At 64.8% G+C, this 14,069-nt stretch carries 12 protein-coding genes and 2 pseudogenes; 9 read left to right on the top strand and 5 right to left on the bottom strand.

Annotated features, from left to right (window positions below; genetic code table 11):
- Positions 1-90: 90 nt before the first annotated feature.
- Positions 91-1,509: a D-glycero-beta-D-manno-heptose 1-phosphate adenylyltransferase gene (gene rfaE2, locus HYN69_RS00660; RefSeq protein ID WP_108434041.1), complete on the bottom strand. Its 1,419-nt coding sequence runs from the start codon at positions 1,507-1,509 to the stop codon at positions 91-93.
- Positions 1,510-1,675: 166 nt separating this feature from the next.
- Here rfaE2 and HYN69_RS00665 point away from each other — a divergent pair, with 166 nt between their 5' ends.
- The 4 genes and pseudogenes from HYN69_RS00665 to HYN69_RS00680 all read left to right on the top strand — a co-directional run.
- Positions 1,676-2,227: a D-glycero-alpha-D-manno-heptose-1,7-bisphosphate 7-phosphatase gene (locus HYN69_RS00665; protein WP_108434042.1), complete on the top strand. Its 552-nt coding sequence runs from the start codon at positions 1,676-1,678 to the stop codon at positions 2,225-2,227.
- A gap of 149 nt (positions 2,228-2,376) precedes the next feature.
- Positions 2,377-3,369, top strand: coding sequence for an AGE family epimerase/isomerase (locus tag HYN69_RS00670; protein ID WP_230426537.1), 993 nt, complete (start codon positions 2,377-2,379; stop codon positions 3,367-3,369).
- Positions 3,333-3,866 (top strand): annotated as a pseudogene (locus HYN69_RS00675) (integrase core domain-containing protein); the annotation flags it as partial. The gene HYN69_RS00670 and the pseudogene HYN69_RS00675, both read left to right, overlap by 37 nt.
- Before the next feature lie 50 nt (positions 3,867-3,916).
- A pseudogene (locus tag HYN69_RS00680) lies at positions 3,917-4,395 on the top strand (IS5 family transposase); the annotation flags it as partial.
- 309 nt (positions 4,396-4,704) lie between these two features.
- On the opposite strand, the gene HYN69_RS00685 reads toward HYN69_RS00680, so the two are convergent.
- Positions 4,705-6,987 carry an adenosylcobalamin-dependent ribonucleoside-diphosphate reductase gene (locus tag HYN69_RS00685; RefSeq protein WP_108434044.1) on the bottom strand — a complete coding sequence of 761 codons (2,283 nt, stop codon included), beginning with the start codon at positions 6,985-6,987 and terminating at the stop codon, positions 4,705-4,707.
- Between the two features lie 146 nt (positions 6,988-7,133).
- On the opposite strand from HYN69_RS00685, the gene HYN69_RS00690 reads away from it, so the two are divergent.
- Both HYN69_RS00690 and HYN69_RS00695 read left to right on the top strand, forming a co-directional pair.
- Positions 7,134-7,565 carry a DUF1489 family protein gene (locus HYN69_RS00690; protein ID WP_108434045.1) on the top strand — a complete coding sequence of 144 codons (432 nt, stop codon included), beginning with the start codon at positions 7,134-7,136 and terminating at the stop codon, positions 7,563-7,565.
- Between the two features lie 294 nt (positions 7,566-7,859).
- A complete protein-coding gene (locus HYN69_RS00695; RefSeq protein ID WP_108436956.1) occupies positions 7,860-8,741 on the top strand; it encodes a DMT family transporter in 882 nt (293 codons plus the stop codon).
- Here the strand turns inward: HYN69_RS00695 and hisG are convergent.
- The 3 genes from hisG to hisS form a co-directional block, all read right to left on the bottom strand.
- On the bottom strand, positions 8,738-9,412 hold the full coding sequence (hisG, locus tag HYN69_RS00700) for an ATP phosphoribosyltransferase (RefSeq protein WP_108434046.1): 675 nt from the start codon (positions 9,410-9,412) through the stop codon (positions 8,738-8,740). The genes HYN69_RS00695 and hisG overlap by 4 nt on opposite strands.
- Positions 9,409-10,515 (bottom strand): ATP phosphoribosyltransferase regulatory subunit, encoded by a 1,107-nt coding sequence (locus tag HYN69_RS00705; RefSeq protein WP_108434047.1) that lies wholly within the window; start codon positions 10,513-10,515, stop codon positions 9,409-9,411. The genes hisG and HYN69_RS00705 overlap by 4 nt, the downstream gene beginning before the upstream one ends.
- Before the next feature lie 261 nt (positions 10,516-10,776).
- Positions 10,777-12,276 carry a histidine--tRNA ligase gene (hisS, locus tag HYN69_RS00710; protein WP_108434048.1) on the bottom strand — a complete coding sequence of 500 codons (1,500 nt, stop codon included), beginning with the start codon at positions 12,274-12,276 and terminating at the stop codon, positions 10,777-10,779.
- A gap of 96 nt (positions 12,277-12,372) precedes the next feature.
- Between hisS and HYN69_RS00715 the strand changes: the two genes are divergently transcribed.
- The 3 genes from HYN69_RS00715 to HYN69_RS20420 all read left to right on the top strand — a co-directional run bounded on the left by HYN69_RS00715 (position 12,373) and on the right by HYN69_RS20420 (position 14,034).
- Positions 12,373-12,576: a SlyX family protein gene (locus tag HYN69_RS00715; RefSeq protein ID WP_108434049.1), complete on the top strand. Its 204-nt coding sequence runs from the start codon at positions 12,373-12,375 to the stop codon at positions 12,574-12,576.
- A gap of 137 nt (positions 12,577-12,713) precedes the next feature.
- Positions 12,714-13,781 carry an AbrB family transcriptional regulator gene (locus HYN69_RS00720; protein ID WP_108434050.1) on the top strand — a complete coding sequence of 356 codons (1,068 nt, stop codon included), beginning with the start codon at positions 12,714-12,716 and terminating at the stop codon, positions 13,779-13,781.
- 76 nt (positions 13,782-13,857) lie between these two features.
- Positions 13,858-14,034, top strand: coding sequence for a hypothetical protein (locus tag HYN69_RS20420; protein ID WP_159082314.1), 177 nt, complete (start codon positions 13,858-13,860; stop codon positions 14,032-14,034).
- The last annotated feature ends 35 nt before the right edge of the window (positions 14,035-14,069 follow it).

The raw sequence follows: 14,069 nt of genomic DNA on the forward strand, positions 1-14,069 counted from the left end.
GCAAAAGCCGTGCCGTTTCGACGCCGAACCTTCGGGGACAGGTTACCCTCGTCAGGGCCGCATGGCAAAGGACGCGGGCGAAAGCGGGGTTCATCGGCCCAAGGCCCCCAGCGTCGCCGTTGTCGACCGGCCGGGCAGAAGCGGCACGGTCATCACCCGCCCGCCGGACTGGCGCACGACATCGGCCCCCACGATGCTGTCGGGCGTATAGTCGCCCCCTTTGACCAGCACATCGGGGCGCAGCGCCTGTATCAAGGCAAGCGGCGTGTCGTCTTCGAAGACCACGACATGATCGACGGCGGCAAGCCCGCTGATGACCTCGGCACGGTCTGCCAGCGCGTTGACCGGACGCGGCGCCCCCTTTAGACGGCGCACCGACGCGTCAGAGTTTAGCCCCACGATCAGGATGTCGCCCTGACGCTTGGCCTCGGCCAGCAGGCGCACATGGCCCGCGTGCAGCACGTCAAAGCAGCCATTGGTGAAAACGACGCGCGCGCCCGTTTCCCGCGCACGCGCGATCCGGTCGCACAGCATGGCAAGCGGAACCAGCTTGGTCATGAAATGCTCGCGCCGGTACAGGCGTTCGTCCAGATCACCGCGCGTCACCACATAGGTGCCGCGCCGTGAAACGGCGATGCTTGCCGCGATATTGGCCTGATCGATGGCGGTCGCCATGCTCAGCCCCTGCACCAGCCCCACGACAAGCGCTGCGATGATGGTATCGCCCGCGCCGGTCACGTCGAACACTTCAAGCGCCTGTGTCGGGCGGTCGACCACCTCGCCGTCGCGCGACACCAGCAAAATGCCCTTTGCCCCGCGTGTGATCAGCATGTGGTCAAGCCCCATCTCGTCAAGCGCGCTGCGGGCACGGTCGACGATCCGGTCAGGCGGGCAACTTCCGAACAGCGCCTGAAACTCGGCCATGTTCGGTTTGAGCAGGAACGCCCCCCGATAGCGGGCAGGGTCAACCGGCTTTGGGTCGACGAATGTAGCCACCCCCCGCTGCGCCGCGATGGCCAGAAGCTCGGGCAAGGCTGTCAACACACCCTTGGCGTAATCGGAAAAGATCACCGCGCCGACCCCGTCAAGCAGCGCCTCGAACCGTGCGGCAAGCGTGGCGCGGGCGGCATCGGTCACGGTGCAATCATGATCGATACGTGCAATCTGCTGCACGCCCGAAATCAGGCGGATCTTCTCGGTGGTGCGCTGGCCTTTGTCAGTGACGCAATCGAGCGTGACGCCCTGCCGCGCCATCAATCCGTTCAATTCGACTGCCGCGCCATCATCACCGCAGATGGTGAGCAGGCGACACGCGACCCCCAGTGCAGCCACGTTCGCGGCGACGTTTGCGGCACCGCCAGCCCGGATCTCCTCGGCTCCGGCGCGGACGACGGGAACCGGAGCCTCGGGCGAAATGCGGGTGGTATCACCGAAAATATAGCGGTCGATCATGACATCGCCGACCACAAGGATAAGCGGCCCTGCAGTTTCGACCTTTGCGGTAACCATGTTTACTTCCTGCAATGTCTACCGCTGGTAGCATGAACTCCCTGCCCGTCAAACCCAGCCCAAAGTATGTAGGCATAGGGCAGTTCAATGGGGGGGTGACCGGCTTGATCTTGCTTTTGCACGGTGTTTCCGGTAGCCGGATCGCCTTGCAGGAGGGATATTCCCTATGGCGATTGCACCTCCGATCCCTCCGTCTTCGTCCCTTGACCGGCGCGGCCTGCGACAGGCCGTCTTCTTCGACCGTGACGGTGTATTGATCGCAGACACCGGCTATCTGTCGGACCCCGAAGACATCCGCTGGATGCCGGGCGCGCACATGGCCTTGGCCCTGCTGGCCGCGCGCGGTTATCTGTTGTTTGTCGTCACGAACCAGTCGGGCGTCGCGCGCGGTTACTTTCCCGAAAGCGCGATCGCCCGCGTCCATGCGGCGATGCAGGCCGACTTGCCGCTCGATGCGCGTTTTACCGACATTGCCTGGTGCCCGCATCACCCCGAAGGCTCCGTGCCCCGCTTTACCCGCATCTGTGACTGCCGCAAGCCCGCGCCGGGAATGGTGACCTCGCTGATCGCCAGACATGGCATCGACACCAGCCGCAGCTTCCTGATCGGTGACAGGCCAAGCGATATGGCCGCCGCAGCGGCGGCAGGCATCGCCGGCCACCTGTTTTCCGGCGGCGACCTGCACAGGTTCGTCGCAGACCTGCCGGGCCTGACATGACCCCCTCGCAGCCCGCCCGCTGGATCGACTGGCTCTGCCACCAGGCCCTGCCATTGTGGAGCGATGTGGGCTTTGACCGGCGCGGCGGCAGCTTTGTCGAACGCCTGTCACCACAGGGTGCGCCTTTGGTCGACGTGCCGCGTCGGTTGATGGTGCAAGCCCGCCAGATCCACGTCTTCGCGACCGCCGCGCGCAATGGCTGGGACAAGGACGGCGGATCCCTTGCCCTGCGAGCGGGGGATGCGATGATCGCGGCTTACGCGGCGGGAAGTGACGGCTGGGTCTTTTCCTGCAGCGCCGACGGCACAGTCGCCGATCCCCGGCGCGACCTTTATGCCCATGCCTTCGTGCTTTTGGCCCTGGCCGCGCTTATCCGGCTGGACGGACAAGTGCGCCACATCCGGATGGTACAGACAACCCTTGCCTTCCTCGATCGCGAAATGGCCCACCCGGCGGGCGGCTTTGCAGAAAACTGGCCGAACACGTCACTGCCGCGCCGGCAAAACCCGCACATGCATCTTTTGGAAGCCCTGATTGCATTGCAAGAAACCGGTCTTTGTGGAGACATGTCGGATCGGATGAAAGCGATCGTCGCGCTTTTCGACAGGCGGTTCTTTTCGCCGGACGCCGTTCTGACAGAGTTCTTCGATGACGAATGGTCGCCCCTGAACCCCGACAACGCCTTCGAACCGGGGCATCATTTCGAATGGGCATGGCTTTTGGCACGGCACGGCGCGATGACCCGAAGCGGTGCAGGCAACCGCATCGACAGGCTTTTGGCAAAGGGCCTGCGGGGTTGCGACACAAAGGGCACCGTGACCGAAGCTGTCAGCGACAAAGGAACGGCCAACACCAGCCGTCTTTGGGCCGCGATGGAGGCAGCAAAGGCCCTTTCGCCGCCGATAGCCGCAGCAGTGCGGGCGGCTGGCACGGAAAAGGTTCTGGACAAGGCTTGGCAAAGCTTCATCGCCCCTGCTGTCGCGGGGGGCTGGGTCGACCGGGTCGATGCCGCAGGCAACAGCCTTGTCGACCATATACCGGCAAGCTCGCTCTATCACATCGTGACGGCAATCGATTTTCTGACATCGGAAGACCGGCAACGGGCCAGGCGAAGCTTCGCGATGACCGGGCTGTCGCTGTAGGACCGAATGATGTCTGGGCGATGGACTTCGTTCATGATCAGTTGGCGACCGGCAAGAAACTGCGTGTCGTGAGCATTGTCGATACCTTCTCCCGCTACGTCCCGGTGCTCGACGTCCGATACAGCTACCGCGGCGAAGACGTCGTGGCGACGCTCGACAGGGTGTGCCGAACGGCGGGCTATCCCAAGACGATCCGCGTCGATCAGGGCAGCGAGTTCGTCTCGCGCGACATGGACCTCTGGGCTTACCAGCGCGGGGTGGTCCTCGACTTCTCCCGGCCCGGCAAGCCGACGGACAATGCCTTCATCGAAGCCTTTAATGGACGCTTCCGGGCGGAATGTCTGAACCAGCATTGGTTCCTCACCCTTGCGGACGCTGCCGAAAAGTTGGAGGCTTGGCGCAGATACTACAACGAGGAACGGCCACACGGCGCGATCGGCAACAAGGTCCCGATCATGCTGACGAAATCAGGGGGCGTCACCAGCCCGTCACCCTGAGCGAAGCCGGAAAACTCTGCCTTCGGGCGGTCCAACGTTGGGGATCGGATCAGGCGCATCGCACGGCGACCGGCCTGCGGTCGAAAAAGGGGGGCCAGGCGACCATAAGGGCCGTCTGATCGGTCGGACGAAGGGCGGCATGAACACCAAGTTGCATGCCGTCACCGACGCTGATGGTCGCCCGATCCGGTTCTTCATGACGGCGGGCCAAGTCAGTGATTACACCGGCGCGGCGGCGCTGCTGAGCAGCTTGCCAAAGGCAGATTGGCTGCTCGCTGACCGGGGCTATGACGCCGACTGGTTCAGAGAAGCATTGAAAGACAAGGGGATAAAGCCCTGCATCCCCGGAAGGAAGTCTCGCGACAAACCCATCAAGCACGACAAGCGCCGCTACAAACGCCGCAACCGGATCGAGATCATGTTCGGACGTCTGAAGGACTGGCGCAGGGTCGCGACCCGCTACGATAGATGCCCAAAAGTCTTCCTCTCCGCCGTCGCACTCGCCGCAACCGTTATGTTCCGGCTATGAAACGAGAACGAGTCCTGACCCTAGCACGATAGTAGGCCGGGCCCCTTGAGTTGATCGGTGCAAGAAAAGTGCCTCTGAAGAGAAAACCTTTGAGGTGCGCTGCAGAGGCGGATCGTCAGGATACCCAGGCTCGATGTGCTCGCTTTAAGCCCTTTCGAAGAGTCCACCAAAGATTATTTTATTTCAATTACTTATGACCGAGCGAAAAACTGGCCGGTCAAAGAAGGAAAAACCTTGCGCCAATCGATGGAAGGAAAACGCCCCCAAAAGGAAAAACCTATGGGGACGCTACAGCAGCCCCCCGTCACATCACCCGCATTTCGAATAGCCGCAGCTCGCACAGGTCATGCAGCCTTCGACCATCCGCATGTCGAACCCGCCGCAGCTCGAGCAGCTTTTGCCTTTGGGGGCGCTGAGGGATACCACCTCGGCCTGCGGGTCCGACTTAAGGCCAAGGCCTTCACCCGCGATGAAGCCGATCTCGATAAGATGGCGCTCGATCACGCCCCCGATCGCTGCAAGGATCGACGGGATGTAGCGCCCCTCCATCCATGCCCCGCCGCGCGGATCGAAGACCGCCTTCAGCTCTTCCACCACGAACGAGATATCGCCGCCGCGCCGGAACACCGCAGAAATCATCCGCGTCAGCGCCACGGTCCAGGCGAAATGCTCCATGTTCTTCGAGTTGATGAACACCTCGAACGGCCGCCGGTGCCCTGCGATCACCACATCGTTCACCGTGATGTAAAGCGCATGCTCCGACCCCGGCCATTTCAGCTTATACGTGGCCCCCTCCAGCGCCGCCGGACGGTCGAGCGGTTCCGACAGATACACCACCTCGCCGCCTTCACCCGCGCGCACCGTTGCGGGCGCCTCGGTCGGCGTCTTGTCCGACGCTTCGGAAACCGACAGGACCGACCCCGTCACATCGTTGGGCCGATAGGTCGTGCAGCCTTTGCAGCCCTGATCCCAGGCGGCCATATAGACCTCTTTGAAATCCTCGAACGAGATATCCTCGGGGCAGTTGATCGTCTTGGAGATCGACGAATCGATCCATTTCTGTGCCGCCGCCTGCATCCGCACGTGGTCAAGCGGGGGCAGGGTCTGGGCGTTCACGAAATGCGCGGGCAGGGGGCCGTCGCCATGGGTTTCGCGATACAGCCGTACGGCGTAATCGACGACCTCTTCTTCCGTCCGTGACCCGTCTTTCTGCAGCACCTTGCGGGTGTAGGCATAGGCGAAAACCGGCTCGATCCCCGATGACACGTTGCCCGCATAAAGGCTGATCGTCCCGGTCGGCGCGATCGACGTGAGCAAAGCGTTGCGGATGCCATGCTTTGCAATTGCATCGCGAACATCGCCGTCCATATGCCGCAACGAGCCGGATGCCAGATACTTCCCGGCATCGAACAGCGGAAACGCGCCCTTTTCCTTGGCCAGATCGACGGAAGCGAGATACGACGCCCGCGCAATCGCCTTCATCCACGCCTCGGTGGCTTCTGCCGCCTCGACCGACCCGTAGCGCAGGCCGACCATCAGCAGCGCATCGGCAAGCCCCGTTACGCCCAGCCCGATCCGGCGCTTGTTCCGCGCCTCCTCGGCCTGCTGGGGCAGGGGGAAGCGGCTGGCATCTACCACATTGTCCATCATCCGCACGGCCACGCGCACCAGATCGTCCAGCGCTGCCAGATCGACCCGCGCCGATGGCGTGAAGGCATCGGCAACCAAAGTCGCCATGTTGATCGACCCGAGAAGGCAGGCTCCGTAAGGAGGCAGGGGCTGCTCGCCGCAGGGGTTGGTCGCGGCGATGGTCTCGCAATAGGCAAGGTTGTTCATCGCATTGATCCGGTCGATGAAGATCACTCCCGGTTCGGCGAATTCGAAGGTGTTCTTCATGATCCGGTTCCACAGATCGAGCGCCTGCACCGTCTTGTAGACCTTGCCGTCGAACACCAGCTCCCACGGCCCGTCGGCCTTGACCGCCGCCATGAAGGGGTCGGTCACCAGCACCGACAGGTTGAACATCCGCAGGCGGGCAGGGTCTTTCTTGGCCTCGATGAAAGCCTCGATATCGGGGTGGTCGCAACGCATCGTGGCCATCATCGCGCCACGGCGGCTGCCTGCCGACATGATGGTGCGGCACATCGCGTCCCAGACATCCATGAAGGACAAGGGGCCGGACGCATCGGCGGCAACGCCCTTCACCTCGGCCCCGCGCGGGCGGATGGTGGAGAAATCGTAACCGATCCCGCCGCCCTGCTGCATGGTCAGCGCGGCTTCCTTCAGCCCGTCGAAGATGCCGCCCATGTTGTCGGGGACGGTGCCCATGACGAAACAGTTGAACAACGTGACCGACCGCCCCGTGCCGGCCCCCGCGGTGATCCGCCCCGCAGGCAGATACTTGAACCCTTCGAGTGCTGCGTAGAATTTCGCCTCCCAATGGGAAGGGTCTTTCTCGACCTCGGCCAAGGCGCGCGCGATCCGCCGCCAGGTATCCTCGACCGTCCCGTCGATCGCCGTGCCATCCGCAGCCTTCAGCCGGTATTTCATATCCCAGATCTGCTCGGCGATGGGGGCAGCGAATCGGGACATGGAAAAATCCTTGTTATTGGGGGTGCTTTTGACGGAACGCACAAGATAGAGCGTTCCGCGCCAAAGGCCAAGCCCGTTAACGCCTGACCATGGCCTTGCCCCCGTTAACCAACAGTCTAGGATAAGCCCCCTGTACGGGGAAAATCATGGCCGGATTCGTAAACATCCTGAAACTTTGCGTCGGCGCGGATTCGGTCGAAGACCTGACCCAATGGCAAGACGCGCACAGCCATGTCTGGCCCAAGGGCCGCGCCCTTCACGTCACCCGCATGTGGCCAAAACGCGAGGCCGAGGTGCTTGCGGGCGGCTCGCTCTTCTGGGTCATCAAGGGCGTGATCCTTGCCCGCCAACGCATCGTCGGGCTGGAACGTGTCGAAGGGGCCGATGGCATCGGGCGCTGCGCCCTCGTGCTCGACGCCGAGGTGATCCGCACCGAAGCCGCCACCCGCCGCCCGTTTCAGGGCTGGCGCTACCTCGACCCTGCAGAATCCCCCCGCGACCTGCCCAAGGGCCGCGCCAAGGAAGAGGCGCTTCCCCCCTCGCTCGCCCAGGCGCTTGCCGAAATCGGCCTGCGCTGACCCGACCCCGATTTTTCTGCGAAAAATCGCGCCCTTTTCTGAACCGCTGCACCTGCGCCCACGGTTGGCTGAGTATTTATCGCAAAGGTGAAACAGCCTGTCGCTTTCACCTTTGCGAAAATACTCCGGGGGGAAGCGGCCAAAGGCCGATGGGGGGCTGGCCCCCCTTCGCCCCTTGGCAAAAACGCCACGCAACAAGGCAGGCGGAGATTTTTCGCAGAAAAATCGTGGGCGGCATGGGGCGCTGTCGGGAACAGGCGACCGTCACGGCGGGCGATGTTGCAGGGTCCGGTCATGTCAAACCGTCCGCTCTGGCTGATAGCCGCCCCGTCTGTTTTCCTGATCCTGTGGTCCGCCGGTTTTGCGGTGGCGAAGCTCGGGCTGCAGCATGCCAACCCGATGACGCTGCTTGCCCTGCGCTATGTCTGCGTGCTTGTCGTGCTCGCCCCTTTCGCGCTGGTCCTGCGCCCGCCCCTGCCGCGCGGGTGGCGGGCCTGGGCCGATGTGGCGCTGGTCGGGTTCCTGATCCAGGTCTGCTACTTCGGCCTATGTTACATCGCCTTCAAATCCGGTGTCTCGGCGGGCGGGGTGGCGATCATCGTCTGCCTGCAACCGATCCTCGTCGCCCTGATCGCCCCGCATTTCGTGGCCGAATCTGTCAGCCCCAGCGCATGGGCGGGCCTTGCACTCGGCCTTGCGGGTGCGGTCATCGTCATCCTGTCGCGCTCGGCGGTCGAGGCTGGCAACAGCTTCGGCATCCTGTGCACCATCGGCGCGCTTTTCGGCATCACCGGCGGCACGCTATACGAAAAGCGCTTCGGCGTCAGCCACCATCCAATCGCGTCAAACATGATCCAATACGCCGTCGGTGCGGCCTTTTGCCTGCCCGTGGCTTGGGCGACCGAAAGCCTGCACATCGACTGGAACCTCGAATTCGCAGGTGTCCTCGCCTATCTTGTCCTGGGCAACTCGCTGCTCGCCATGTCGCTTTTGCTCGCCATGATCCGCCTGGGCGAGGTTTCCCGCGTCTCGGCCCTGTTCTACCTCGTCCCGGCCTTTTCAGCCCTCTTCGCATGGCCGATCCTGGGCGAGGCGATGCCCCCCCTCGCATGGGTCGGCATGGCGCTGGCCGGGGCGGGCGTCGCCATGGCCAGCCGCCGCAAGCCGCAAGTCTAAAAGCCCAGTTTGCCCAGCAACCCGTCAAGCGCCGGATCATCCGCCAGCTTCGACCGGAACAGCATCGCTTCCGATTTCAGGATGACCGAGTCCGACAGGATTTTGAGGTGGTTCGCCCGCAGTGTCTCGCCGCTTGACGTTATGTCGGCAATCGCCTCGGCGGTCAGATTCTTGACCGTTCCTTCGGTCGCGCCCTGACTGTCGACCAGTTGGTAATCGGCCACCCCGTTCGCGGTCAGGAAATCGCGCACCAGACGGTGGTATTTCGTGGCGATCCGCAGCCGGAAGCCATGCTCCGCCCGAAACGCCGCCGCCGCGGAATCGAGGTCATCGAGTGTGTCGACATCGACCCATGCATTCGGCACGGCGATGATCAGGTCGGCATGGCCAAAGCCGAGGGGGGCGACCTCGGCCACGATCTCGGCCCAATCGGCCAGTTTTTCGCGCACGAGGTCGGTGCCCGTCACCCCCAGATGGATGCGCCCCGCCGCCAGCTCGCGCGGCACCTCGCCTGCCGACAGAAGCACCAGTTCGACGCCGTCGGCACCTTCGACCGTGCCGGAATATTCGCGCTCGTTCCCCGTGCGCCGCATCGCCAGACCACGCTGGCCGAACCAGTCAAAGGTCTTTTCCATCAGCCGCCCTTTTGACGGCACCCCGATCTTGATCATGCGAGGCTCCCTTTCAGGCGGGCGACAAGGCCCGGACGGATCACCCCGCCCACCGCCGGGATCGACTGGCCCTGACCCAGCACGCCCGTCAGCGCGTCATAGCGCCCGCCGCTTGCCACAGGCGGCAGGGCCGCATCGGCAGCATGAAAACTGAATACGAAGCCGTCGTAATATTCCAGACTGGTGCGCCCGTGGCTGGCCTCGAAGGGCAGGGCGACCGTGTCGATGCCGCGCCCCTGCAACGCATCCAGACGCGCGGCAAAGCGGTCGACTGCGGGGGCGATGGCGGGCAGCATCGGGGTTATCCCGCTCAGATGCGCCAGCGCCGCGCGAGCAGGGGCTTGCAGCGACAAAAGGTCGTAAAGCAGCGCCGCTTCGGGTGCGGCCAGCGCAGGCGTCGCGGCATCCTCGATCAGCGCCGCCGCCCGTGCCGCGATATCCGAGGGTGACCGCAGCCCGACGAAACTGCCCGCCGCCTCGATCAGCGCCTCGGGCGTGTCGGCGGCCAGACGGTCGAGCAACTGCACCCGCGCCTGCGGCAGGGGGGCGCGGCCCGAAAACCGGTCGAGCAACTGGCGAAAGCGCTTGGGCCGCCAGATGTGGCGCAGCAACGCCTGCTTGCGGCGTTCACTGGTGGAAAGCCCGCGCACGGCGGCCATGAGGATCCCGATATCCCCCGTCGCCGCCCGCAGCCCCAAGGGGGCCAGAAGCCCCGCGAACAGCGCGAAAACCTCGGCATCGGCCGCCTCGGGGGCGGTGCGGTCGAACAGTTCGAACCCCACCTGCAGATATTCGCTCGCCCGTGGGCCGCGCGTGTCTTGCTTGCGGAACACCTCGCCCAGATAGCAGTAACGCGCAGGGTCGGCCCCGTGCGCCATATGGGCTTGCACCACGGGCACGGTGAAATCGGGGCGCAGCACCATTTCGCCGCGCAAGGGGTCGTTCGTCACATAGGCGCGGGCGCGGATATCCTCGCCATACAGATCAAGCAGCGTTTCGGCGGGCAGCAGAATGTCGGCCTCGACCGGCACCGCACCGGCGGCACGGAAGGCGGCGAAAAGCGCCTCGGCCTCGGCGCGGATGGCGGCTTTGGGCGGGATCATGCGACCCCCCCCGACAACGCGCGGCGCGTGCCGCGCGTACTGCGACCGCTGTCCACAGTCCCGCCCGTGCGCCCCGCGCACGGGCCGCGCCCGCCCGCCCCTTGGCGGGCGCGATTCCGCGCCCACCCGTGCGGGCGCGGCCCATGCCTGATCGGTCTTGACGGCTGACCGCCCCTTGCCGCCGCGTCGCCGCGTCGGCAATCGGACCGGCAGATCGGTCCGCAGGACCGCTCCGCGTCGGTCCTCTGCCCCCCCCCGCCTTCATTGCCCCAGCATCTTCCGCACGGCAGCCACCAGCCCGTCGCGCGGCACCTCCACCTGCGCGGGGCGGTCTTTCCATTCCTCGAGCGTGGCATTCTGCGCGATCTGCGCGCCGAGGATCAGGTCTTTCAGGATCACGACACCCGTCTCGGCCTCGTTCCCGCCCTGAATCACCGCGACCGGAGAGCCGCGCTTGTCGGCATATTTCAACTGGTTGCCGAAATTCTTGGGGTTGCCCAGATAAACCTCGGCCCTGATCCCCGCATTGCGCAGATCGGCCACCATGCCCATGTAATCGGCCATGCGGTCACGGTCCATCACGGTCACCACGACCGGCCCCGCCACGTCACCGCCCACACGCCCCTTGGCCCGCAGCGCGGCCAGCAGGCGGTCCACCCCGATTGAAACCCCCGTCGCAGGCACCGACTGCCCCGTGAACCGCTTCACGAGGTCATCATAGCGCCCGCCCCCCGCGACCGACCCGAAGCTGCGCTTCCTTCCCTTTTCGTCGAGGATTTCAAAGGTCAACTCCGCCTCGAACACCGGCCCGGTATAATAGCCAAGGCCCCGCACGACACCGGGGTCGATGACGATCCGGTCAGGGCCATAGCCCTGCCGGTCGAGGAGTTCTGCGATGGTCTCAAGTTCGGCCACACCTTCGGCGCCGACCACCGATCCACCGACCAGCCCGCGGAGCGCGGCCACCGTCTCGGCTCCCGTGTCGCGCCGTGCAGCCATGAACCCCATCACTACCTCGGCCTGCCCATCCGACAGCCCAGCCCCCTTGGTGAAATCGCCGCTTTCATCCTTGCGGCCATCGCCCAGAAGTGCCCGCACACCGGCCTCGCCCAAGCGGTCGATCTTGTCGATGGCGCGCAGCACGATCCCGCGCTCGGCCTCGAACTTTGACGGGTCCGCAGGGTCGAGCACGCCGGCCACCTCCATCACCCCGTTCAGCACCTTGCGGTTGTTGACCCTCACCACATAGTCGCCGCGCGGAATCCCGACCGTCTCCAAGGCATCCGACAGCATCGCGCAAATCTCGGCATCCGCCGCCACCGATGGCGCACCGACCGTATCGGCGTCGCATTGGTAGAACTGCCTGAACCGCCCCGGACCGGGCTTTTCGTTGCGCCACACCGGACCCATCGCATAGCGGCGGTAAGGCGATGGCAGGTCATTGCGATACTGCGCCGCCACCCGCGCAAGCGGGGCGGTCAGGTCATAGCGCAGCGCCAGCCAATCGGCATCTTCATCCTGCCACGCGAACACACCCTCGTTCGGGCGGTCGACATCGGGCAGGAATTTGCCCAAAGCTTCAACCGTTTCGACGGCACTGGTTTCCAGCGGGTCGAAACCGTAGCGATGGTAAACCGCCGCGATCTTGTCGAGCATCGCATTGCGCTCGGTCACCTCGGTGCCGAAATAGTCGCGAAACCCCTTCGGCGTCTCGGCACGGGGGCGGCCCGGTTTCTTCTGGCTGGATTTGTCCTGTGACATCGGTCGGACCTTCGCTTTTTCCCGCCGCCCGTGTATCGCAGGGGGCAGGACGCGGCAAGCGCCGCACTTGGCCATGCGCCGAACAAGGAAAGGCCGATGATGGACCGTCACGACGCGATAGAAGAACGCTTGGCCCACCTGATCCGCGCGATGGAAGACCTGTCGGACGTGGTCACAACCCAAGGCCGCGAGATCGACCGCCTGACGCGCCTTGTCCATCTGCTGTGCGAACGCGAGGCCGAACGCGAAGAGATGGTGGGCGACGCCCCTGCCGCCAACGCCCCGCCGCCGCATTGGTGAAACGGGGGCGGTGGGTGCAAAGCACCCACCCTACGAAAACTGATGCCCCGCCCGTGCCGAAACCACCCCTCCCCGTCACGGGGAGGGGCAGGGGGAGGGGGGGGCCGCAACCTGACCAAAGGGACAGCAGACCCGACATGAAGCGCCTGCCACAGATCGACCTGCCCGCCCTTGCCCTGACCCTGATGATCGGTGCGGCTGGCGGATTTCTGGCGCAAAGCCTGCACCTGCCGCTCGCGCTTCTGCTCGGATCGCTCGTTACCACCGGCACCATCGCAGCCATCGGCTGGCGACCCTTCGGCCGCACCGTCCTTCTGCCACCCCGCCTGCGCCTCGCCTTCGTCCCTGTCATCGGCGTTTCCATCGGCGGCGCCTTCACCCCCGCCGTTATGGCCGCCGCACCTGCATGGTGGCCGAGCCTGCTGGCGCTTTTCCTGTTCCTGCCCGTCAGCCATGCCATCGGCTACGCCATCTATCGCGCGGGCGGCTTGCCGCGCACCGAAAGCTTCTTCGGCGCCATCCCCGGCGGGCTGATCGAGACCGTCCAGCTGGGCGAGGAAGCGGGCGGCGATCCGCGCCTTTTGACCGTGCTGCAATTCCTGCGGCTGATCTTTACCATCATCTTCGTCCCGCTGATCTTTACCATCCTGACCGGCGGCGCGGTCGGCTCGGCCAGCGGCGTCAGCCTGCCTGCCGCCGCGATCCCTCTCACCCTGCCCGAAATCGCCCTGCTCCTCGCCGCCGGAGCGTTGGGCTTTGCCACCGCCCGCGCCTTGCGCTTTCCCGCCGCCATCATGACCGGCCCGATCTTGTTTTCCGCCGTGGCCCATGCCACCGGCCTTGTCCACGGCGTGCCGCCCGCGTGGCTGGTGGGCGTTACGCAGATCGTCATTGGCTGCGGCCTTGGCGCACGCTTCGCCGGGGCCGAAAGGCGCATGCTCACCCGCGCCTTCGCGCTCGCCGCCGCCACCTCGGTCGCGACCCTGCTTGTCGCCTTCGGCTTCGCGCTTGGCCTGTCCCCGCTCGTCGACGAACCCGCCCCTGCCGTCTTCCTCGCCTTCGCCCCCGGCGGACTGGCTGAAATGAGCCTGATCGCCCTGTCGCTACAAATGAGCGTGGTCTTCGTCACCCTGCATCACATCGCCCGGATCGTGCTGTCCGTGTTCGTTGCAAAAGCCGGCGCGCGCTGGCTTTCAAAGGGATAATCCCGACACAAGCGATACGTGCGCCGCGACTTAAACTGTGTTACCATGCCCCATGCGTCCACTTGGGGGAGTTGCGATGCGTGCGATGCTCTTCATGTCCCGGATCGTCGGGATGGTGATCGTCATGGTCGCCGTCCTTTTGTCGGTGTTCATCGTCCTCGACATCATGCGGGAAGGCCCGCACGCCCGCGGGTTCCTGCTCGGCTCGGGCCTTTGGCACGAATTGACGCGCTGGGCCGACAGGCTGTTCTGACGGCGGCTTGACCGCCGCGGCTGGGCTTGTTCAGC

The organism is Gemmobacter aquarius (assembly GCF_003060865.1).
GTDB lineage: Bacteria > Pseudomonadota > Alphaproteobacteria > Rhodobacterales > Rhodobacteraceae > Paragemmobacter > Paragemmobacter aquarius.